Source organism: Rheinheimera sp. (genome assembly GCF_030824435.1).
In the GTDB taxonomy this organism is placed as follows: Bacteria; Pseudomonadota; Gammaproteobacteria; order Enterobacterales; family Alteromonadaceae; genus Pararheinheimera.
Map to the genome: position 1 here is coordinate 25,901 of NZ_JAVBXS010000009.1, position 21,856 is coordinate 47,756.

Below are 21,856 nucleotides of genomic sequence, written 5' to 3' on the forward strand. Positions count from 1 at the left end.
TTAGACGTTAATACAAAGCGACCATGAGGGCGCCTTACTTATGAAACCCGCATTAAGCAGACATATTCCGACCACTGTGCCTGTCAGCTGGGCTGATTTTGCGCAGGGTAAACAATTGTCTCAACAGCTCGAAGCTCAGTTTAATTTATGGTGGCCGCGTATTTTTGGTTATCACTTATTAAAAGTGGGCGATCTGAGCAGCGCACTGGATACCAGCGCCTGCAGTATTAAGCATCAGATCAGGCTGGCAACTCAAGCTGAACTTGCCACTGTGATGGCCGACCCTGATGATTTGCCTTTTATCGAACACGCGGTGGATGCAGTGTTGTTGGCACATTGTCTTGAATACGCACAGGATCCACATCACGTGATTAGGGAGGCTCACCGGGTGTTAATGCCCGATGGTTATTTATTAATAAGTGGTGTTAACCCGGTGAGTTTATGTGGTTTATTTAAACTGTGGCCAGGTTTACAACATCGTTTGCCCTGGACCGGCCGGTTTTTCAGTATGGCAAGGGTAACGGACTGGCTCCATTTGTTGGGTTTTGAAATTTTGTATGAACAACGGCTGTTCTGCAGCAGTTTATTGTCCGAGAAAAATCAGTTACCGGCCTTCAGATTGTGGGCGGATCATCATTTACATTATTTTGGCGCAGCTTATGTCATGGTGGCGCGTAAAAGAACCTTACCTCTGACACCAATTAAACCAAAGTGGCAGTTAACCAACAGTTTTAATCCGGCGGTGAAGGGGATAAGCGCCCGGCAGCAGAGTTAAAGCGGAATCAAGGTTGGTAATTTGAGTTTTGTCTAATGCGGCATCACTTTTGATTAAAGTGGGCATAGGCAGTTAAAAAGCTACAACTTACTGTTTTGCCTTTTTCCCGTTTGTTGACTTATCACCCGAACCGGTGGTCCGCCGGACAAATATTCCGCCCACTGTTAATGGTTTGAGCGTCTGCTTTGCAGGTATTGATCAAGCGCATTGCCAAATTTCTGTTTGTCTTTGTTATCAAGTGCGGCAGGTCCACCAAGTTGCATACCACTGCCACGCAATTCCTCCTGAAAGTTACGCAGCGTCAAGCGTTCACCAATATTGTTTTTATTAAGCAGATCACCTCTTGGCGTGATCACGATGGCTCCTTTGGCTATTGCTGCAGCTGCCAGAGGAATATCTTGAGTAATTAATAATTCACCTGCCTGAATGTCGGCGGCAATTTTACTGTCTGCAACATCAAAACCTGAAGGTACATGCACGGCTTTAATCAGCACACTTTTTGGCAATGGAATAGCATGGTTAGAAACAAAAATAAGTGGGGTCGCCGTTCTTTCACTGGCCCGGCACAACATTTCACGACATACCTTTGGACAGGCATCGGCATCAATCCAGATGGACATATGGGTGCTCCTTGATACAGACCACCGAAGCTCCCTGTACAACAGGCATCAACTGCCATTTGTTGGCAGCTAGCAGAGTTTTGGCTTGTTTATTATTCAGTTGCATAAAACGTAAATCCGGATGGCTGGTACCGGGTTGTGGTTTTTCCACAAATCCAAGCTGTAGATAACAATGAGCGGCCAGATGGTTGTGTTTAAACACAAAAAGTGAAAAATCAAGTTTTGGGTTTTGTTGTAACGCCCTTGCCATTAATGATAACAGCAATACATAACTGAGCTGCTGGCCGCGATATTCTGGCAACACCAGCAGCCTGGCGAAATGATGTTTACCAAAACGATCACAAATCTGGCCAAAACCAACAATACGTTTTGCGAAACTAAGCTGATAACTTTCGGTGTCAGCTTTGTGTAATTGATGGAGAAATTGAAGTTTATTCACCGGATACACAAAACCGTCACCACCCCACTGACTGAGTGCAGCTGCGCTGTCAAAGCATCGGCTGATCAGCAGGCAATCATCTATGTCTGCAGCATGAAGCTCGTACCTGTGCACCACTAATGCAGCCCACCAGACCAGAGCCAATAGCCGGCCGGTACACACAGGACCAACAATAAGATCCCACTCAAATACCAGCTCCAGCGATAAAATGATTGTACATAAAAAGTTTTATCCCGTTTTATCCAGCTGAGCATCACAAATGCTATCAATGGTGATAATGCAAATACCGGCTGAAAGGTATGATTCATCACACTGAGCAGTGTTGCAACCAGCCCGGCAACAGATAACAGCAACCAGGACAAGACGGTTATTTTACGTTGATTAGTATTCAGGCACTGCTCCTTCAATTGTTTTGAACGACAGGGATGATTACCACATCAAATCATCTGGGATTTTGAAGTCTGCGTATGGATCGTCTTCCGGCACTTGCTCGTCCTGCTGGTTTAATACCAATACCGCTTCAGGTAAACGTTGTTGTACTTTTTCTGCAATCTGAATTGGGATCAAATGATATTGTTCAGTTACTTTGGCTACGGCAATTAAACCTTTGACCAGTTGTTGCTGCACTTTTTCGCTGACGTAAATACGTTTAACCAAAGTGCCATCGGTGAAGTTAAAAGCAACTTCACCTTTATGGGGAAGGCTGTTGAGTTCGACAATTTGTTTGACCTGAGCTGCCAGTGCTTTTTTGGCCAAAGCTTCAGTTTTTTGACGGTTCAGTTCCTGATCTCTGGCAAGTTGTGCTTGTCGGCTTTGTTCTGCCAGTAGCGCAGCTTCATTGACGACAACACCATGTTTACCGGCTTGTACCCGCTCTTTATGTTTTTCTTTTTTAATTGCATTTAGCTTTTTTGCATTACCAAGACCAGCTTTGAGCAGCTGTTCCTGCAGAGATTTGCTCATTGTTATTTTCCTGAAACATCTGGATTAGGGTTATTGTTTCATGTTCTGCCACTGTTGCAAAGTAGGGAGGCTTATTGGACAAATGCTGACGGTGTGACGGCTTTTCGGTTATGCTATGTGGGTTTTGTATTAATAAAGAGAGCCTGCTTTGCCATTTCGCGACTTAAGACTTGACCCAAGGATCATTCGTTCCATTGAACATCTTGGTTTTACCCAACCCACACCAATACAACAGGAAGCCGTGCCTGCTGTGATGGTGGGCAAGGATTTGATTGTTTCGTCGAAAACAGGTTCTGGCAAAACTCTGGCTTATCTGCTCCCGATGATGCAGCGCTTGTTAAAAAGTAAACCTTTGTCGCAAAAAGACCCAAGAGCCGTTATTTTGGCGCCAACCCGTGAGCTGGCACAGCAAATTTATGCACAGCTGCGTTTGTTTGTTGCCAATACCAGGCTCAGTAGTGCTTTTATCGTCGGTGGCGAAAATTTTAATGACCAGGAAAAACTGTTAAAACGTCAACCCGATATTATTGTCGCCACTCCGGGGCGGTTGGCGGACCACCTGGAACATAAAAGCTTTTTTATTCAAGGTCTTGAGATGCTCATTCTCGATGAGGCTGACAGAATGCTGGATTTGGGTTTTATGCCGCAATTGACGGCTATTCACAAAGCAGCTAATCACCGGCTGCGCCAGACACTGATGTTCTCGGCAACTCTTGATCACGCCGATGTCAACGAACTGGCTTTGTCTTTATTAAAAGACCCATACCGTGTTGCTATCGGCGCGGGTTACGATCCGCATAAAGACATTCAGCAACATTGTTATTTTGCCGACAACCTCACCCACAAAGAGGCATTGTTGCAGCATTTTTTAAGCAATGAAGACATTAAACAACTGATTATTTTTACCGCGACCAGAGAAGACACCGACAGGTTGGCTGCTTTAGTGCAACAACTTGGTTATGCCGCTGTTGGTTTAAACGGCAAGCTGACACAAGCGCAGCGTAACGCCGTCATGCAGGCATTTGCCACCAATAAACATCAAATTCTGGTGACCACAGATGTTGCATCCCGCGGCCTTGATTTGTTGCAGGTATCTCACGTGATCAACTTTGATATGCCAAAACATCCGGAAGAATATGTTCACCGCATTGGTCGTACAGGCCGTGCGGGCCAGCAGGGTAAAGCGTTCTCTTTGGTAGGACCAAAAGATTGGGATAGTTTTGTCCGTATTGAACAGTTCTTACGACGTCCTCTGGAAATGGCTGTGGTTGAAACTCTGCCGGCCCGCTTTGACGGTGTAAAGGCAAAAAAAGCCGGTGCTGTTGTGAAAAAAGCATCCTCAGGCAAAATTAAACCAAAACAAGAAAATACCAAGACACAAAGCCAGAGTGATCAAGTTGTTGTAAAAAAATCGCCTAAGTTTTTCCAAGGTGGGGATGACGGTTCGGCACCGATTAAAAAAAAGCAAAAATAATCTGATTTGCTTGTTTTTTATTCATTAAATGGTGCTACACTCGGGTAGTTGTCAGCTCAAAAAACAGACGAGTGAGGCAGCAACATATTGTTTGTTAAGCAATGTCTTTCGAACAATGGGTGCGGTCAAGACACAGAGAATTTATTTTCTGTCGGAACAGCAATACCTATTGACCCAATTATTAGGTTCACTGATAATGGGGTTGTAATATGTACTAGCTCGAACGTGGCCGGTAATATTTAAGTCGCCAGTTGTATGGCAAATCTAGTTAAAGTAAGAGAATGTTATGTCACAATTAATTTCCGGTACCGTTAAGTGGTTCAACGAAGATAAAGGTTTTGGTTTCATCGAGCGTGAAGGCGGCAAAGACGTTTTCGTTCACTTCCGCGCTATCAACGGTACTGGTCGTCGTACTCTGGTAGAAGGTCAGAAAGTGACTTTCGAAGTAACTGAAGGCCAAAAAGGTCCTCAGGCTGAGAACGTAACTGTAGTTGCTTAATAGCAATATATAGTCAAAGTTTCTGTAAAGAGCCGGCTCATGTAGCCGGCTTTTTGTTGCTTGTGATTCAGTAAGATTTCATTCGTTTTGAATGTGTCAGGTGTCGGACAGTGACAAGAATAAACGAAGATTGATATTCGTTTGAATCAGGTGACATAGTTAAATAATAGTGTGGAAAAACATTGGCGCAGCAGATAGATAACAAACTTTAAAACAAACTACTCCCAGTGCAAATCAAGTTGGGCTTGTTGCTCCGGTGATTTTAATCCAACATGAATACCAACCAACCGTACTGCTTTTCCGTCACCACGTTGCCAGGCTTGTGATAACAGTTGTTCCAGCATAGGTAAATCCAGTTCATGATGTTGCCGCTCTATAGTGGTTTGGCGAAAATCCTGAAACTTCAGTTTGATACCAATTTTTTGAATGTGATTTTTTGCATCGCATCGTTGCACTCTTCTGTGGAGTTTTTCATAAAGTGAATGCAACGACAGCTGGCCTTGGTGCAGTTGATGCAAATCCTGACTAAAGGTTTGTTCTACTGCTATGGATTTTCGCTCCCGCTCTGTTTGTACTTCCCGCAAGTCATTGCCTTTACTGCGTTCAATCAGCACTTCAGCAAAACTTCCAAACTCTTTGATAAGCAAAGGTAAACTGGCTTGTTGAATATCTCTGCACCAGTGTAAACCCAGTTTTGCCAAACGCTCGGCTGTTTTTTGCCCAACCCCTGGTATTTTTCTAAGCGGCAGCGTTTCAACAAAAGCGGCAACTTTGTCAGGTGGTAACACAAATAAACCATCCGGTTTATTTTCATCACTGGCTATTTTTGCCAAAAATTTATTAGGTGCTACCCCTGCCGAAGCCGTAAGACCGGTTTCCTGAAAAATTGTGCGTCTGATGTCTTCGGCAATAAGAGTGGCTGAGCCTGAAAATAACGGGCTGTCTGACACATCCAGATAAGCTTCATCCAGTGACAAAGGTTCAACTTTGTCGGTATAACGATGAAAAATCGCCTGAATATCGGTGCTGACCGCTTTGTACTTTTCCATATTGCCCGGCACCAGCATCAGTTGTGGGCAGAGTTTAAAAGCCTGACCTGTTGGCATGGCTGAACGCACGCCATATGCGCGGGCAGGGTAGTTGCAAGTGCTGATGACCCCTCGTTCAGTGCGGCTGCCTCCAATGGCGAGCGGAATATGACGCCATGCCGGATTGTCGCGCATTTCAACAGCGGCAAAAAAACAGTCCATATCAATATGAATGATTTTACGCATCATGAGCAGCTTTACGTTTGATTGCTGTATGTCTATACAGTTATTTTGTGCTATTTTAACAAACTGTCAAGTCCTAAGATTTAAAGCATTGAAATTAGATAATATTCATAAAGATATCAGAGCTCTTGCCAGCGAATCATTAGTTTAATTAATGCAAAATGGATGGATGGACGGCCATTTTAGCAGTGCAACAATGCTCAATTCGATGTATGATGGCGCCCAGTTTTTTAGCCCGTTGATCCACAACTTAAAAAGCCTTTGTGCCGCCGCAGGAGTAAGCATGTTAAAGCGTGATATGACCATTGCCGGTTTTGACCCGGAATTAGCCAAAGCCATTTCGGACGAAACGCAACGTCAGGAACAGCATATCGAACTGATCGCCTCTGAAAACTATTGCAGCCCACGCGTGCTTGAAGCGCAGGGTTCACAACTGACCAACAAATATGCCGAAGGTTACCCGCACAAACGTTATTACGGCGGTTGTGAATTTGTTGATATCGCAGAAGATTTAGCTATTGCCCGTGCCAAAGAATTGTTTGGTGCCGATTATGCCAACGTACAGCCACATTCTGGCTCACAGGCCAACGCCGCTGTATTTCTGGCGCTGTTAAGCGCTGGTGACACCATTTTAGGTATGAGCCTGGCGCATGGCGGCCATTTAACCCACGGTGCATCTGTGAGTTCTTCCGGCAAGCTGTACAAAGCCGTGCAATATGGCCTGCACCCTGAAACTGGTGTGATTGATTACGATCAGGCCGAAGCTCTGGCACTTGAGCACAAACCAAAACTGATCATCGCTGGTTTTTCTGCTTATTCAGGTATTGTGGATTGGCAACGTTTCCGTGATATCGCTGACAAAGTGGGTGCTTATCTGATGGTGGATATGGCGCACGTTGCGGGTTTAGTAGCAGCTGGTTTGTATCCAAACCCAATTTCAGTGGCTGACGTTGTCACCACAACCACGCACAAAACGCTGGCTGGCCCACGTGGTGGTCTGATCCTGGCGCGTAAGAACGAAGAAATTGAGAAAAAACTCAATTCAGCCGTATTCCCTGGTGGTCAGGGCGGTCCTCTGATGCACGTGATTGCTGCTAAAGCTGTTGCTTTTAAAGAAGCACTGCAACCGGAATTTAAAGTGTATCAGCAACAAGTGCTGAAAAACGCTGTCGCTATGTGTGATGAGTTTATCGCCCGTGGTTATAAAATTGTGTCAGGTGGTACCCAGAACCATTTGTTCCTGCTTGATTTAATCGACAAAAACATCACAGGTAAAGATGCTGACGCAGCGCTTGGCCGTGCTCACATCACTGTGAATAAAAACTCAGTGCCAAATGATCCACGTTCACCTTTTGTTACTTCAGGTCTGCGCATCGGTACACCTGCCATTACCCGCCGTGGTTTTGGTGAAATTGAAAGCCGTTTGGTTGCCAACTACATCTGTGATGTACTGGACAACATGGGTGACGAAGCTGTGGTTGAACGCGTGAAAGGCCAGGTGACTGAGCTTTGTGCCCGTTTCCCTGTGTATGCCTGATTTGGCAAGCCAGCTTTAAATAATGATATCATGGCCGCAATTGCGGCCATTTTTTTAAGGAACACCCCCGTGTTTTGTCCGTTTTGCCGAGCTGATGACACCAAAGTGATCGATTCCCGTTTAGTGGCTGAAGGCCATCAGGTGCGTCGCCGCCGTGAATGTGGTGCCTGCCATGAACGTTTTACCACTTTTGAAACCGCTGAGCTGGTGATGCCACGCATTATTAAAAGAGATGGCTCACGTGAACCTTATAACGAAGATAAGTTACGCAGTGGCTTGCAACGTTCTTTAGAAAAACGCCCCGTGCCTACTGAGCAGATCGAACTTTTGATCAGTAAAATAGAGTCGCAGCTGCGTGCAACAGGTGAACGTGAAGTACAAAGTGAGTTGATTGGTCAGCTGATTATGGATGGTCTGGTGAAACTCGATAAAGTGGCTTATGTCCGTTTTGCCTCTGTCTACCGCTCTTTTAAAGATATCCGCGAATTTGGTGAAGAAATTGCCCGGTTAGGGGATGATTAAGTGATGTTCTCTGAGTCTGATCACCTGTTTATGCAAAGGGCGCTAAAGCTTGCTGCACTTGGTCGTTTTACCACTTCACCCAATCCAAATGTCGGTGCTGTGGTGGTTAAAGATGGTGTGATAGTTGGTGAAGGTTACCATCAGCAGGCGGGTGGCCCACATGCTGAGGTTTTTGCTTTGCGTCAGGCAGCTGAAAAAGCCAAAGGCGCCACTTGTTATGTCACCTTAGAGCCATGCAGTCATTATGGTCGCACGCCACCTTGTGCACTTGCGCTGATTGATGCCGGTGTCCGCAGAGTGGTGCTGGCGATGACAGATCCAAATCCACAGGTCTCTGGCCGTGGTATCGCTTTATTACAAAATGCTGGTATTGAAGTAGCAAGCGGTTTGCTGGAAAACGAAGCCCGCGCGTTAAATCCGGGTTTTTTACATAAAATGTTGTATCAGCTGCCTTATGTACAGCTAAAACTGGCGGCCAGTCTCGATGGCCGTACCGCACTGAAAAACGGCGTCAGCAAGTGGCTGACAGGACCTGAAGCACGCCTGGATGTGCAGCATCTTCGTGCCCAAAGCTGCGCTATTTTATCTACCGCTGAAACTGTGCTTTGTGATGATGCGCTGTTGAATGTGCGTGCACCAGACATCACGTCCCTTAAAAACGGCAGCATGCGCCAGCCGCTTCGTATTATTCTTGACCGGCTTTGTCGTTTAACGGGGCAGGAGCCCTTGTTTTTGCAAGGTGGCGACATCATTTTGTTGCATCAGGCACAAGCAAGGGAAAATGACAGCTGGCCTTTGTTACAACTGCCAGAGTCAACACTGTTAAAAGTGCAGCGTCATGCTTTGGCACTGGCCGCTGATGGTCGTTTTGATCTGAAGGCCGTCATTGCTTTTATCGCCACTTTGCCGGTGAATATGTTGTGGGTAGAAGCAGGGGCAAAACTTGCCAGCAGCTTATGGCAACAACAGCTGGTTGATGAGCTGGTGCTTTATCAGGCGCCCGTGCTGCTCGGACCCGATGCCAGGCCAATGCTAGAGTTTGCTGAACTGACAGAGATGAACCAGGCGCCCAGGCTCAACTGGTTTGATATTCAGCAGTTTGGTGCCGACCTTCGGCTACGTGCCAAAGTGAAAGGACAATAACAATGTTTACCGGAATTATTGAAGCCACAGGCACTTTAGTGCAACTAACACCCAAAGGCGGTGATGTCAGTGTGAAAATTCAGAGCCAAAGCCTTGATTTTTCAGATGTAAAGCTTGGCGATAGCATTGCAAGCAATGGTGTTTGCCTGACGGTTACTGCATTTGGGGCAAACTGGTTTAGTGCCGATTTATCCACCGAAACCCTGAAGCGTACTTTGTTTGGCAGCTACAAAACCGGGCAACGGCTGAATCTGGAAAAAGCCTTATTACCAACCACCCGTATGGGCGGGCATCTGGTCAGCGGCCATGTGGACGGTTTTAGCAGTGTCAGCCGAATTGAAAAATCCGGCCGGGCCTGGCAGATTTTTGTAAAAATGCCGGCTGAACTTAGCCGTTATATTGCCGAAAAAGGCTCTATCACTGTGGATGGAGTTAGTCTGACAGTGAATGAACTGCTGGCAGACGAATTTCGTTTAACCATAGTGCCGCATACAGCGCAGCAAACCACTTTAGAACAGCTTGAAGCGGGCAGCAAAGTGCATCTGGAAGTAGATTTGCTGGCCCGATACCTTGAACGACTAATTACCGGCGCAGCAGCACCGGCCAAATCCGGCGTCAGTCTGGAACTCTTACAACAACGCGGCTTCCTCTGAGCCCACAAAAGGGCCTGGCCCTATTAGGTGAGTTATGCAATTAAATACGCCTGCCGAAATTATTGAAGATATCCGCAACGGTAAAATGGTCATTCTGATGGATGACGAAGACCGGGAAAACGAAGGTGATTTAGTGATGGCAGCTGATTATGTCACGCCTGATGCCATTAATTTTATGGCGACTTATGGCCGTGGTTTAATTTGTCTGACTTTAACCAGAGACAGGTGCAAACAACTGAACCTGAGCCTGATGGTCGACAAAAACAAATCGCAGTTTGCCACTGCTTTTACCTTGTCAATTGAAGCGGCCGAAGGCGTCACTACCGGTATTTCAGCGGCCGACCGTGCCCGCACTGTCAAAGCTGCAGTGGCGCGTGATGCCAAGGCTTCTGACATAGTACAACCTGGTCATATTTTTCCATTGATGGCGCAGGATGGTGGTGTACTGGTGCGCGCCGGTCACACTGAAGCTGGTTGTGATTTAGCCCGTCTGGCGGGTTTAGAGCCGGCATCTGTCATTGTTGAAATCCTCAATGACGACGGCACTATGGCGCGCCGGCCTGATCTTGAAAAGTTTGCCGCCAAGCACGGCATTAAAATTGGCACCATCGCCGATCTGATTGAATACCGTAACCTCAATGAAACCACTATTGAAAAAGTAGCCAGCTGTAAGTTACCAACAGCTTGTGGTGAGTTTGATTTATTCACTTTTCGCGACACCATCGACAACCAGATTCATTTTGCCCTGGTAAAAGGCGAGATTCAGCCGGAACAAGCAACTTTAGTGCGGGTGCATTTGCACAATACGTTCAGTGACTTGTTGCTGGCAGACCGCGCCGCTAACCGCAGTTTTTCACTGCACAGCGCGATGAAACGTATTAGCGCTGAAGGTGGTGTGCTGGTGCTGCTGGGTAAACATGAAAGCACTGAAGAGCTGATGGCGACAGTACAGGCGTTTGAAGCCGAAGACAAAGGTGAAAAACCGGTCAGTGCCCCCTGGAAAGGCACTTCACGCAATGTGGGTGTAGGTTCACAAATTCTGGCTAGCCTTGGGGTTCGTAAAATGCGTTTATTAAGTCAGCCAAAACGCTACCATGCACTGTCAGGTTTTGGTCTGGAAGTTGTGGACTACGTGTCGGAATAAGTCTGATTAAAAACAACAACAAAGAAACACTAGTCGGATGAGGCCCTTGTTGTGCTATTATATGCGGCCTTTTTTACCATCTGTACTGAATGACTGTGGCTATTGATGGCCATCCCTTGTTTAGCAGCAAGGTTTAACAACAACGAGGATTACCCATGCAAGTGATTGAAGCTGGTTTAGCTGCCAAAGGTAAAAAGTTTGCCATTGTGGTGGCACGTTTTAATAGCTTTATCGTGGAGAGTCTGCTTGAAGGTGCCATCGATACCCTGAAGCGGGTAGGCGATGTAGCTGACAGCGATATCACAGTAGTGCGGATACCTGGCGCTTTTGAACTGCCACTGGCCGTGCAGAAAGTAGCACAAAGCGGTAAATATGATGCGGTGATTGCACTGGGTGCAGTGATCCGTGGTGGTACCCCTCATTTTGAATACGTCGCCGGCGAATGTGTTAAAGGCATAGCGCAAGTGTCGATGCAACATAATCTGCCAGTCGCTTTTGGCGTACTGACAGTTGAAAGCATTGAACAGGCGATTGAACGTGCAGGCACCAAAATGGGCAACAAAGGTGGCGAAGCAGCCATGTCTGCCCTTGAAATGGTTAATGTGTTAGCACAACTCTAGGACTTTTAGATGAAACCAAACGCACGTCGCCAGTCCCGTTCGCTGGCAGTCCAGGGGGTTTATAGCTGGCAGGTCAGCAAAAACCCTATTGGCGATATTGAACAACAGTTGCTGCTGGAACAAAACACCAAGCATCTGGATGTGGCTTATTTTCAGGACATCCTGCGGGGGGTTGCTGTGAACCATGCTGTGCTTGATGAAGCGGTTAAACCTTTTATCGATCGTCCTTTTGAAGAAATCGATTTGGTGGAAAAAGCCATTTTGCGGGTGTCGGCTTATGAGTTGAAGTTCCGCCTCGATGTGCCATACAAGGTCATCATCAACGAGGCGATTGAACTCGCCAAGGCCTTCGCCGCTGACGACAGTCACAAGTTCGTTAACGGCATCCTCGATAAAGCAGTGAAGTTACTGCGACCAAATTGATGGAGAGCCGGCGAAAGTCGGCTTTTTTATGGGCGAATTTGAACTCATCACAGCGTGTTTTAGCCAGGCCGGACGCAGCAGAAGCGATGTTGTCATCGGTGTTGGTGACGATGGTGCTGTATTGCAGGTGCGCGAAGGTTTTGATCTGGTAGTGACCACAGACACTATGGTTGAAGGTGTGCACTTTTTCCCTGATGTGGATCCCAGAGCACTAGGTCACAAACTGGTTGCGGTAAATATCAGCGATTTAGCGGCCATGGGTGCTGAACCCAGCTGGTTGTCGTTGGCTATTACTTTGCCAAAAGTCGACAATGTCTGGCTGCAGGCTTTTGCCGAAGGTTTAAGCGAAACTGCTGACTATTACAATTGTCAGTTGGTAGGCGGCGACACCACCCGTGGGCCTTTAACTTTGACTGTGATTGCCAAAGGGCTGGTGCCCAAAGGCAAAGCTTTAACCCGCGCCGGCGCCAAAGTAGGTGATTATATTTATGTCACCGGTACTTTGGGAGATGCAGCTTTAGGGCTGAAACTGGTACAAAACCAGGTTGAAGTCAGTAAAAAACACCGTGCTCATATTTTGCAGCGTTTTCATTACCCAACGGCCCGTGTGGCGCTTGGTCAGGCTCTTCGTACTATTGCCAGCAGTGCTATGGATATTTCTGATGGTTTATGTGGTGATTTGCCGCATATCCTGCGGCGCTCCAAAGTGGGGGCCACTGTTGATGTCAGTAAAATTCCGATGTCGCAGGCGCTCAAAGATAGCTGCGACTGGCAACAGGCGCTCGAGTGTGCGTTATCCGGTGGTGAAGATTACGAGTTGTTGTTTACCGTACCGGAAGATAAAAGGGGGTCGCTCGAAGTCCTGTTGTCCCCCTATGGTGTGCCTGTGACTTGTATTGGTCGAATTACAGGGGTGGCAGGTAAACTCGAACTTCGAAACGCCGATCAGCTGTTTGTTTATCAGCATCAGGGATATCAACACTTCGAATGAAACCCCATCCATTTCATCTGAATAAATGGCAACATTGGCTGGCTCTGGGTTTTGGCAGTGGTCTGGCGCCTAAAGCACCAGGCACCTTTGGCACCCTGGCTGCTTTGCCGCTGGTCTGGTTATTGGCCATGTTGCCTTTGGGTTGGTCGGCGGCTTTAATAGTGGCCGGCGCCGTGCTTGGGGTTTACCTTTGTGATCATGTCAGTCGTGATATTGGCGCAAAAGATCACGGTGCTATTGTCTGGGATGAAATAGTAGGTTTTGCCATTACGCTGTGGGCTGTGCCTGTTAGCATCCAAAATGTGCTGGTTGCTTTTGTGTTATTCCGGCTGTTGGATATTGCTAAACCCTGGCCTATCCGCTGGTTTGACCGCAATCTGCAGGGTGGGTTAGGCGTGATGATGGATGATATTGTCGCCGGAGTACTGGCCTGCCTGCTGCTTCATAGTGTATGGTTACCTCTCCAATTGTAATTCCCGGTTAACCTGTTGCAGGTCGTTATGAATTCTGCCCCTTTGTTTTTGTTATTACTGCTTTTTTTCTCCTCTTTTATCCATGCTCAGCAGCCTCAGTCTATCTACGATTACGATATCAAACAGTGGACAGCTGCCGATGGTTTATCCAATAACTCAGTGCGGGCTGTTACCCAGGATCAGCAAGGTTATTTATGGATAGGTACCTTAACCGGGCTGAATCGTTTTGACGGTAATAAGTTTGATGTGTTTACCTCACAAGCCAACAGACACCTGATCAGCAACACTATTACCAGGCTGTTAACAGACAGTAACGGTTATATCTGGGTCGGGACCCGTTCGGGTTTATCTGGTGTAAATAGTGCAACCTTGAAGTTTGACCGTTACCCTATTTTGGGTGAAGTGACTGCCATAGTCGAAGTTGCGCCGGACGAAATCTGGGTGGCGGCAGATAATCTGTTTCGGGTCAAAGAGGGCAAAATAAGCCGGGTAGAGCAGGTAAAAGAGCAGGTCAATCAGCTTGAAGTCACGCCGACAGATGTTTGGATCAGCAGCAGCAAATTTTTATATAAAATCTCCAGAACAGGTCAGCTTGATAAGCTAACGCTGCCAGCCGATCTGGCCCAACATCCGATTTATGATTTATTGTGGGAACATGACAGTATGCATCTGGCCAGCGAACAGGGTTATTACCATGTTGGCGCCGATCAGCATTTTCACCGTTGTCCTTTGCCACTGCGCGATTCCAAAGCTGTTTATAAGCTGTTTCATGATAAACAACAGGGCGACTGGGTATCGGGTTACAGCGAACTGTTTCATCGCCACCAGGATCAGGACTGGCAGGTGATCAGCCGTGATGAACTGGGCAGCTCCACTTTGTTTACCGATATTTACCAGGACAGGCAGCAGAACGTTTGGCTGGGAAGTTTTGGTGATGGTATTTACCGTGCTTCCAGAGGCAAAATAAAACGTATTGTAGGTAAAAACCAGCCGGACGAAGTGGTGCGCAGTGTAGCCACAGCTGCGGATGGCCGTTTGTTGTTGGCTTTACAACAGGGGCTGGGTTTTCTTGATGCCAGTCATCAGTTTTCGCCGATAACCACTGCACAAAATATCAGTCTGGGTACCATCCAAGATATGCAACAGGATGGCCGGGACTGGTTGCTGGCAGCCGACAGCGGGGTTTACCGGTTAAATCCGGATAACGGTGACTTACAGCTGTTGGACCCGGTGTTACAAGGTGTAAAAGCACGTGTGGTAAAACCCAGAGTTGCCGGTGGATTCTGGCTGGGGACCAGTGCCGGTATTTATCAATATCAGCACGGCAAACTCAGTGTTTTTGCCGGCAACAATGAACTTGAGTCCACTGTTATTACTTATATTGAAGATCAGGGCGACAAACTATTGATCGGTACCACCAGAGGTGGATTTCAGTATCAAAAAGAGAAGTTGTTACGTATTGGTCTTGGCAGCCCCTTGTATAATGCTTATGTCAGCAGTTTGTTGTGGCGAAAAGATGGCACCTTGCTGGCGTCCACTATTGATGATGGTTTGTTTATCCGTCAGTTTGACGGTAAATGGCTGCAGTTTGACACCGCCAATGGTCTGCCTTTTGAACCTATTGTCAGTTTGTATGACGACATCCAATCCGGTTATGTCTGGGCCAGCACCCTCAAAGGTATTTTCCGTTTCCACCCGGCCGATCTGGTACGTAACGATCAAAGTAAATCTTTGTTTGAACAGGTACTGACACCATTCGATCGCCAGCTTGGTACCGCGCCTGGCCGTTGTTGTAACGGCACCGGACACAGCAAGGTGGCTATGCTGGATCAGCAGTTGTATTACCCAACCCTGAAAGGGCTGGTGTCTGTGCCGCTTAATTTTAAAGGCGGCCCCAACACGACCAGCAGACCTCTGTTGCAACAGGTTGTGTCGCAGCAGCGCAATTACGAAGTGCAACCGGCACAAAGCCGTCAGGTGATGGCGACTGACGAACGCAATTTAACGTTACGTTACACCGCTGTCGATTTCCTGACCCCGGCAGCATTGGAGTTTAGGTATCAGCTAAAAGGTTTTGATGCAGGCTGGCATTATGTCGGCAGCAGAAGGGAAGCGATTTATACCAATTTGCCACCTGGCATCTATCAGTTTCAGTTGCAAAGCCGGCAAAGTACCCAAAGCTGGGAATTGGCGCAAAATACTGAGCTTGAGCTGGTGATCCCCAAACGTTTTGATGAAACTATTATTTACCGTGGTCTCTGGTTGCTGCTTGCACTGATTATTTTGTATGGCCTGTTTTGGCTTGGCCGGCGCAATAACCAGCTTAGAGAAGCTTCATTAACCAAATTGGTAAAACAACGCACTCAGGAGCTGGAAAACAGCAACACCCGGCTGAATGAGCTGAACGAACAATTATCACAACTGACGCACAAAGACCCGTTAACCGGCCTGCGCAACAGGCGTTTTATGTTTGAGCAGCTGCCCAAAGATATTGAACATTATCAGCGCAACCGAGAGTCGATGCTGGCGCAAAATAAATGTATTGCACTTATTCATCTGGATTTGGATAACTTTAAACATATCAACGACAAATACGGCAATAGCGCCGGTGACAGCGTATTACAACAAATCAGTGGTCTGCTGATCCGCGAAACCCGGGGTTCAGATTATGTGGTGCGTTACGCCGGTGAAGAATTTATGCTGGTACTCAGAGATGTGCCGCAGGACTTAGTGAAAGAGTTTGCTTTGCGGTTAAACGAACTGGTGGCGCTGGAGTCGTTTTTGTTACCGGATGGCAGGGCAGTGCGGTTAAATTGTTCTATTGGTTATGCCTTGTATCCGCTTGATTTGTTAGGTGGCCAACTGATTGGCTGGGAAGTATCTCTGCAATTGGCCGAGCTTGCGCTTTTCCATGTGAAGCATGCCGGACGTAATGGGGTTGCCAGTATCTTGTTTGATCAGCAGGTTGATGCTTTTGAGTTTGAAGACAGTAATCATATTGAAGCTCAGGTAGAAAAATTCCTGGCTGGCAGTGTGGCCTGGTTTGATTTAACTTTATGTAAAGTAGGTAAAGCCAATCCCTAACAAAGGCTGTGTCAGCTGCAATTGATATAAAAAAGCCCGGTGAAGAAACCGGGCTTTTTATATGGACTGGATGTAACGTACTGTTGAATCACCAAAAAACCGCTGATAGTCAGCACTGTGGCTGCTCAGCGTGCGGTGATTAAACGGGGTGTTGCGCCATAAATTGCTGAATACGCGTCAGGATGCCCGCACTATCAAGCCCCAGTTCTGCATATAACTCTTCTTGCGAGCCGTGGCGGATAAACTGATCCGGCAAGCCTAAATTTAATAAAGTGAACTGAAGCCGAAGCGCAGCTACAGCTTCGTTCACCGCTGAGCCTGCACCACCTGCTATCGCATTATCTTCTATTGTCACCAGCGTCTGATGTGAGGCTGCCAGCTGTTGTAATAAAGCTAAATCCAAAGGCTTAACAAAACGCATATCTACCAGCGTGGCATCCAGAGCTTCTGCAGCAGCAACGGCCTGATGCAACAGCGGGCCAAAACAGAGAATGGCGGTATTTTTGCCCTGACGCACAGTGCGGCTTTGGCCTATTGGCAGCAAATTCATTTGGCTTTGTGCTTCAGTGCCATTGGCATAACCACGCGGGTAACGCACTGCCGCCGGGCCTTTGTGCATATACCCTGTGTACAACATCTGGCGGCATTCGTTTTCATCCGAAGGTGCCATGATCAGCATATTTGGAATAGCGCGCATATAACTTAAATCAAAAGCACCCTGATGGGTGGCACCGTCAGCACCAACAATACCGGCGCGGTCTACGGCAAACAACACGTCAAGATTTTGCAAAGCCACATCGTGAATAAGCTGATCATAAGCCCGTTGTAAAAAGCTGGAATAAATAGCCACTACCGGTTTTAAACCATCAATCGCCATACCTGCCGCCAGAGTAACGGCGTGTTGTTCGGCAATCGCCACGTCAAAATAACGGTCCGGATAAGTTTTTGAAAAACGGACTAAATCTGAACCTTCGCGCATTGCTGGCGTAATAGCCTGCAGTTTTGCGTCCTGCGCCGCCATATCACACACCCAGTTGCCAAAAATATTGGAAAAATTTGGTTTACCGGCTTTTTTGGCGGGTTTGTTCTGAGCACTTGGGTCAAATTTACTGACGGCATGATAACCAATAGGATCTTGCTCAGCCGGGGCGTAACCTTTGCCTTTTTTGGTGACCACATGCAGCAGTTGTGGGCCTTTGAGCTGACGCATATTACGGATGGTGTCGACCAATGTAACCACATCATGGCCATCAATAGGGCCTATATAGTTAAAACCCAGCTCTTCAAAAAAAGTACCAGGGGTCACCATACCTTTAAAATGTTCTTCGGCGCGGCTGGCCAGTTCATGCAAAGGCGTGCCGCTTAAAATCTTTTTGCCACCTTCACGCAGGCTGGTATAAAAATTCCCCGATAAAATACGGGCAAAATAACGGTTTAACGCACCGACGTTTTCTGAAATCGACATTTCGTTGTCGTTCAGAATCACCAGCATATCGGGTTTTACTTCACCGGCGTGGTTTAAGGCTTCAAACGCCATACCAGCGGTAATAGCGCCATCACCAATTACGGCAACTACTTTGCGGTTTTTTTGCTCGGCTTTGGCGGCAATGGCCATACCCAAAGCAGCGCTGATGGAGGTACTGGAATGACCCACTGTTAAAGTGTCGTATTCACTTTCTTCGCGGCAAGGGAAAGGGTGTAAACCGTCCAGCTGGCGAATGGTTGGCATACGGTCGCGTCTGCCGGTCAGAATTTTATGCGGATAAGCCTGATGGCCCACATCCCAGATTAAACGGTCAAAAGGCGTGTTGTAGACATAATGCAAAGCAACTGTCAGCTCAATAGTGCCAAGACCAGAGGCAAAATGGCCACTGCTTTGACTGACCGATTTTAATAAATAGTCCCGCAGCTCATGACTGAGTTTACTCAGTTGCTCTTGGGGCAACTGGCGCAGCTCTCCAGGCAGATTGGCTTTGGCTAACAGTGGGTAATCAAGAATATCGGGCGCCATAAACTAAAACCTTGGTCAAAAGCTGCGTGCAATTACGTAGTGGGCAAATGCGCTGAGTTGTTGGGTGTCATAAGGTAACACAGAAAGTGCGTCTTTGGCTTGTGCAAAGAGTTGCTGCGCCTTGGCTTTGGCAACCTCTAAACCAAGCAAAGCCGGGTAGGTGGCTTTATTGGCTTGTTGATCAGAACCCTGAGGTTTACCCAAAGTGGCAGTATCACCTTCAATGTCGAGAATATCGTCCTGCACCTGAAATGCCAGGCCCAATGCCCTTGCATACTGCACTAAAGCGGCAAGTTCTGCTTCATCACGTTTGGGGCTGCATAACCAGGCCATTTGTACGGCTGATTCAATTAAAGCGCCGGTTTTTAGCTGATGCATGGCTTCTAAGGCATTGACTGTCATTGCTTTATTGGTGTGGGCCAAGTCAATGGCCTGACCACCGCACATACCGTTATAACCTGAGTGCAGCGCCAGTTGCTGCACCATCAATAGCCGCTCTTTAAAATTCACTTGCTGATAAGGGTGTGACGCCAGCACTTCAAAAGCGATGGCCTGCAACGCATCACCTGCCAGAATAGCTGTGGCTTCGTTAAATGCTTTGTGACAGGTTGGCCGGCCACGACGTAAATCGTCATTATCCATGGCTGGTAAGTCGTCGTGAATCAGTGAATAAGTGTGTAAACACTCCAGCGCCATAGCCGGAGCGTCTAAATCTTCCAGACTGGCACCCAGCATCTGGCCACAACTGTACACCAGAAAAGGTCTTATTCTTTTACCGCCGGATAACAGGCTGTATTGCATAGCCTGCAACAATTCAGCATCGGTATTGACTCTGGCATGCAACAGGGCCGCCATTTTTTGCTCTACTCTTTGCTGGTAGAGCGGCAATACAGTTAACGCCACTTTATTCTCCTGCTGGTGGGGTAAAAGCAACCAGTTGTTCACCGTTGTTTTGTTGCAGCAGAATTTGCACCTTTTGCTCGGCAGACTGCAATTGCTGCTGGCTGGCGCGGGTCAGGGCAACACCCCGTTCAAATTGTTGCAGCGCATCATCGAGCGACAAATCACCTTGTTCCAGCTGTTGCACTATAGCTTCCAGCTCGGCGATCATCTGCTCAAATTGCTGCGGATTTGCTTGCTTTTTACTCATAATCCGGCCTTTTTAAAAGTGTGCGCAAAGTTACCTCAGAGCTTGGCTATGGTCAATCAGAATGGCTGTCACGGCAACTAAATTTGAATCACAAATCAAATAATTTTAAGCATTTACTGCTATTGGTCGATAACTCACTATAAGCTAAGATAAATCTGATATTTGGTATGTATTTTTCGGGAGAATAATGTGGATTTAGCAACCGTCATAGGTTTAGTTGCCACTATCGGGATGATGGTCTGGGCTATGTACTTAAGTGCTGCCGGCAACCTGATGATGTTTTACGATTTTATCTCAATCGTTATCGTTTTTGGTGGCAGTATCACTGTGGTGATTATGAAGTTCACTTTTAGTCAGTTGGGAGGCTCTTTTAAAGCCGCCGGCAAAGCTTTTATGTTTAAAAGTGAATCACCCGAAGAGTTGATTGAAAAAGCCGTACAGTTGGCAGATTCAGCCCGTAAAGGCGGCTTTCTGGCGCTGGAAGAAGCGGAAATTCCCAATCCTTTTATGCAAAAAGGTATCAATATGCTGGTGGATGGCCATGATGCCGATGTGGTACGCGGCACTTTGGAAAAAGATATTGACCTGACTTACAACAGGCACGGTGTGTTTATTGCTGTGTTTAAGCAAATGGGCGATTTAGGCCCGGCCATGGGCATGATAGGAACCCTGATAGGTCTGGTTGCTATGTTGGCGAATATGTCAGATCCAAAAGCCATTGGGCCTGCGATGGCGGTGGCATTGTTAACTACTTTATACGGTGCCATTCAGGCAAACTGTATCTGCATGCCACTGGCAGACAAAATGGCAGTGCGTAATGAAGAAGAAAAAACCAATAATCAGCTTATTCTGGACGCTATTATGGGCATTCAGGACGGCCAGAACCCGAAAGTGATTGAAGGGGTGCTGCGCAATTATTTAATGGCGGCAAAACGCGAACCTAAAGCTGAAGCAGAGTAGGAGCGGTTATGGCTGAATGTCCGAAATGCCCACCCCCCGGTTTGCCCGCCTATATGGGTACCTTTGCTGACTTAATGTCGCTGTTGATGTGCTTTTTTGTATTGTTGTTGTCGTTTTCCGAAATGGACGTACAAAAGTTTAAGCAGCTGGCTGGCTCCATGGCTTTTGCTTTTGGTGTGCAAAATAAAATTGAAGTTAAAGACATTCCCAAAGGCACCAGCGTGATTGCCATGGAGTTCAGACCGGGACGGCCGGATCCGACCCCTATCGACACCCTGCAGCAACAAACAGTAGATATGACACAACAAACGCTGGAGTTTCAGGCGGGCCAGGAAGATTCTGCCGGTGGCCGGCAAGAACAACGTGAAGATAAAACCGGTGGTTTAAGCGACAGCCCCGATGAACAAAGTCAGGCGCAACCGGAAACTGAAACTGCGATGATGCAGGAACAGATCAATGAAATGGTGAAAAAAATCGCCGAGCAGCTGGAGCAGCAAATTCAGGATGGTGCTATAGAGCTGGAGTCTTTAGGCCAGCAAATTATTATCCGTATCCGGGAAAACGGTTCTTTTCCGTCTGGTTCAACTTTTTTACAACCTCGTTTTAAACCTATAGTGCAACAAATTGGCGCTATTTTAAAAGACATTCCAGGGGAGATTACCGTATCCGGCCATACCGACAATGATCAGGTGTCCGATGAGCTGAACAGCAATAACTGGGAGTTATCGGCCAAAAGGGCGGTGTCCGTTGCTGTTGAATTGCTGCAGGGTACTGGTCTGGAAAAAGACCGTATTGTGGTGGTTGGTCATGCCGATACCCGCGCTTTAGTACCCAATGACACTGAAGTAAACCGTCGGCGTAACCGCAGAGTGGAAATATCTATTATGCAGGGTAAAGCGAAAGAATCGGCGCCTATTCAGTTGCAACCGCAAGTTCAGCCCCAAGCGCAACCAGCAAACCAGCCGCAAGCTCAGCCTCTGACGCAGCCTGCAACCCCAGTGGGTTAATGCTGTTTGCAGGCGCTGTGTTTTAACTCTTTGCTTTAACAAGAAAGAGCGGCATTGCAAGTAGGGCTTTTACAGCCTGACAGACAAACAATGCCGC

At 47.2% G+C, this 21,856-nt stretch carries 22 protein-coding genes; 15 read left to right on the forward strand and 7 right to left on the reverse strand.

Features of this window, described 5'->3' with window-relative positions; all coding sequences use genetic code 11:
- Positions 1 to 40: 40 nt before the first annotated feature.
- Positions 41 to 775, forward strand: a complete 735-nt coding sequence (locus RCH83_RS00705) for a class I SAM-dependent methyltransferase (RefSeq protein WP_306518050.1) — start codon at positions 41 to 43, stop codon at positions 773 to 775.
- Positions 776 to 939: 164 nt separating this feature from the next.
- Here RCH83_RS00705 and RCH83_RS00710 read toward each other — a convergent pair whose 3' ends face one another.
- The 3 genes from RCH83_RS00710 to RCH83_RS00720 form a co-directional block, all read right to left on the reverse strand.
- The gene (locus RCH83_RS00710; RefSeq protein ID WP_306518051.1) at positions 940 to 1,395 is read right to left on the reverse strand and encodes a YaiI/YqxD family protein; all 456 of its coding nucleotides are present in this window, start codon (positions 1,393 to 1,395) and stop codon (positions 940 to 942) included.
- Positions 1,379 to 1,978 (reverse strand): GNAT family N-acetyltransferase, encoded by a 600-nt coding sequence (locus tag RCH83_RS00715; protein ID WP_306518052.1) that lies wholly within the window; start codon positions 1,976 to 1,978, stop codon positions 1,379 to 1,381. The genes RCH83_RS00710 and RCH83_RS00715 overlap by 17 nt, the downstream gene beginning before the upstream one ends.
- A gap of 285 nt (positions 1,979 to 2,263) precedes the next feature.
- A complete protein-coding gene (locus RCH83_RS00720; protein WP_306518053.1) occupies positions 2,264 to 2,797 on the reverse strand; it encodes a DUF2058 domain-containing protein in 534 nt (177 codons plus the stop codon).
- 148 nt (positions 2,798 to 2,945) lie between these two features.
- Here RCH83_RS00720 and RCH83_RS00725 point away from each other — a divergent pair, with 148 nt between their 5' ends.
- Both RCH83_RS00725 and RCH83_RS00730 read left to right on the forward strand, forming a co-directional pair.
- Entirely contained in the window at positions 2,946 to 4,271 is a 1,326-nt protein-coding gene (locus RCH83_RS00725; RefSeq protein ID WP_306518054.1) for a DEAD/DEAH box helicase, read from the forward strand.
- 286 nt (positions 4,272 to 4,557) lie between these two features.
- A complete protein-coding gene (locus RCH83_RS00730; protein ID WP_031565533.1) occupies positions 4,558 to 4,770 on the forward strand; it encodes a cold-shock protein in 213 nt (70 codons plus the stop codon).
- Positions 4,771 to 4,988: 218 nt separating this feature from the next.
- On the opposite strand, the gene dinB is transcribed toward RCH83_RS00730, so the two are convergent.
- Positions 4,989 to 6,044, reverse strand: a complete 1,056-nt coding sequence (gene dinB / locus RCH83_RS00735; RefSeq protein ID WP_306518055.1) for a DNA polymerase IV — start codon at positions 6,042 to 6,044, stop codon at positions 4,989 to 4,991.
- 280 nt (positions 6,045 to 6,324) lie between these two features.
- Between dinB and glyA the strand changes: the two genes are divergently transcribed.
- The 10 genes from glyA to RCH83_RS00785 all read left to right on the forward strand — a co-directional run bounded on the left by glyA (position 6,325) and on the right by RCH83_RS00785 (position 16,631).
- Positions 6,325 to 7,578: a serine hydroxymethyltransferase gene (gene glyA / locus RCH83_RS00740; RefSeq protein WP_306518056.1), complete on the forward strand. Its 1,254-nt coding sequence runs from the start codon at positions 6,325 to 6,327 to the stop codon at positions 7,576 to 7,578.
- Between the two features lie 69 nt (positions 7,579 to 7,647).
- Positions 7,648 to 8,100, forward strand: coding sequence for a transcriptional regulator NrdR (nrdR, locus tag RCH83_RS00745; RefSeq protein WP_306518057.1), 453 nt, complete (start codon positions 7,648 to 7,650; stop codon positions 8,098 to 8,100).
- A 3-nt stretch (positions 8,101 to 8,103) separates the two neighbouring features.
- Positions 8,104 to 9,243: a bifunctional diaminohydroxyphosphoribosylaminopyrimidine deaminase/5-amino-6-(5-phosphoribosylamino)uracil reductase RibD gene (ribD, locus tag RCH83_RS00750; protein ID WP_306518058.1), complete on the forward strand. Its 1,140-nt coding sequence runs from the start codon at positions 8,104 to 8,106 to the stop codon at positions 9,241 to 9,243.
- A 2-nt stretch (positions 9,244 to 9,245) separates the two neighbouring features.
- Positions 9,246 to 9,896: a riboflavin synthase gene (locus RCH83_RS00755; RefSeq protein WP_306518059.1), complete on the forward strand. Its 651-nt coding sequence runs from the start codon at positions 9,246 to 9,248 to the stop codon at positions 9,894 to 9,896.
- A 34-nt stretch (positions 9,897 to 9,930) separates the two neighbouring features.
- Complete coding sequence (gene ribBA / locus RCH83_RS00760; RefSeq protein WP_306518060.1) at positions 9,931 to 11,040, forward strand: bifunctional 3,4-dihydroxy-2-butanone-4-phosphate synthase/GTP cyclohydrolase II; 1,110 nt, start codon at positions 9,931 to 9,933, stop codon at positions 11,038 to 11,040.
- A 155-nt stretch (positions 11,041 to 11,195) separates the two neighbouring features.
- Positions 11,196 to 11,660, forward strand: coding sequence for a 6,7-dimethyl-8-ribityllumazine synthase (gene ribE, locus RCH83_RS00765; RefSeq protein ID WP_306518061.1), 465 nt, complete (start codon positions 11,196 to 11,198; stop codon positions 11,658 to 11,660).
- Between the two features lie 9 nt (positions 11,661 to 11,669).
- A complete protein-coding gene (gene nusB / locus RCH83_RS00770; RefSeq protein ID WP_306518062.1) occupies positions 11,670 to 12,083 on the forward strand; it encodes a transcription antitermination factor NusB in 414 nt (137 codons plus the stop codon).
- A 28-nt stretch (positions 12,084 to 12,111) separates the two neighbouring features.
- A complete protein-coding gene (gene thiL, locus RCH83_RS00775; RefSeq protein ID WP_306518063.1) occupies positions 12,112 to 13,074 on the forward strand; it encodes a thiamine-phosphate kinase in 963 nt (320 codons plus the stop codon).
- Positions 13,071 to 13,547, forward strand: coding sequence for a phosphatidylglycerophosphatase A (locus RCH83_RS00780; RefSeq protein ID WP_306518064.1), 477 nt, complete (start codon positions 13,071 to 13,073; stop codon positions 13,545 to 13,547). The genes thiL and RCH83_RS00780 overlap by 4 nt, the downstream gene beginning before the upstream one ends.
- 27 nt (positions 13,548 to 13,574) lie before the next feature.
- Positions 13,575 to 16,631: a diguanylate cyclase gene (locus tag RCH83_RS00785; protein ID WP_306518065.1), complete on the forward strand. Its 3,057-nt coding sequence runs from the start codon at positions 13,575 to 13,577 to the stop codon at positions 16,629 to 16,631.
- 139 nt (positions 16,632 to 16,770) lie between these two features.
- Here RCH83_RS00785 and dxs read toward each other — a convergent pair whose 3' ends face one another.
- Genes dxs through xseB form a run of 3 tightly spaced genes read right to left on the reverse strand, consistent with a single transcriptional unit; the run spans position 16,771 to position 19,792 of the window.
- On the reverse strand, positions 16,771 to 18,642 hold the full coding sequence (gene dxs, locus RCH83_RS00790; RefSeq protein ID WP_306518066.1) for a 1-deoxy-D-xylulose-5-phosphate synthase: 1,872 nt from the start codon (positions 18,640 to 18,642) through the stop codon (positions 16,771 to 16,773).
- A 15-nt stretch (positions 18,643 to 18,657) separates the two neighbouring features.
- Positions 18,658 to 19,545, reverse strand: a complete 888-nt coding sequence (gene ispA / locus RCH83_RS00795) for a (2E,6E)-farnesyl diphosphate synthase (protein WP_306518067.1) — start codon at positions 19,543 to 19,545, stop codon at positions 18,658 to 18,660.
- A 1-nt stretch (position 19,546) separates the two neighbouring features.
- On the reverse strand, positions 19,547 to 19,792 hold the full coding sequence (gene xseB, locus RCH83_RS00800; RefSeq protein WP_306518068.1) for an exodeoxyribonuclease VII small subunit: 246 nt from the start codon (positions 19,790 to 19,792) through the stop codon (positions 19,547 to 19,549).
- Positions 19,793 to 19,981: 189 nt separating this feature from the next.
- Here xseB and pomA point away from each other — a divergent pair, with 189 nt between their 5' ends.
- Together pomA and RCH83_RS00810 are read left to right on the forward strand one after the other, a co-directional pair.
- On the forward strand, positions 19,982 to 20,752 hold the full coding sequence (gene pomA, locus RCH83_RS00805) for a flagellar motor protein PomA (RefSeq protein ID WP_306518069.1): 771 nt from the start codon (positions 19,982 to 19,984) through the stop codon (positions 20,750 to 20,752).
- Positions 20,753 to 20,760: 8 nt separating this feature from the next.
- The gene (locus RCH83_RS00810) at positions 20,761 to 21,759 is read left to right on the forward strand and encodes a flagellar motor protein MotB (RefSeq protein ID WP_306518070.1); all 999 of its coding nucleotides are present in this window, start codon (positions 20,761 to 20,763) and stop codon (positions 21,757 to 21,759) included.
- Positions 21,760 to 21,856 lie beyond the last annotated feature (97 nt).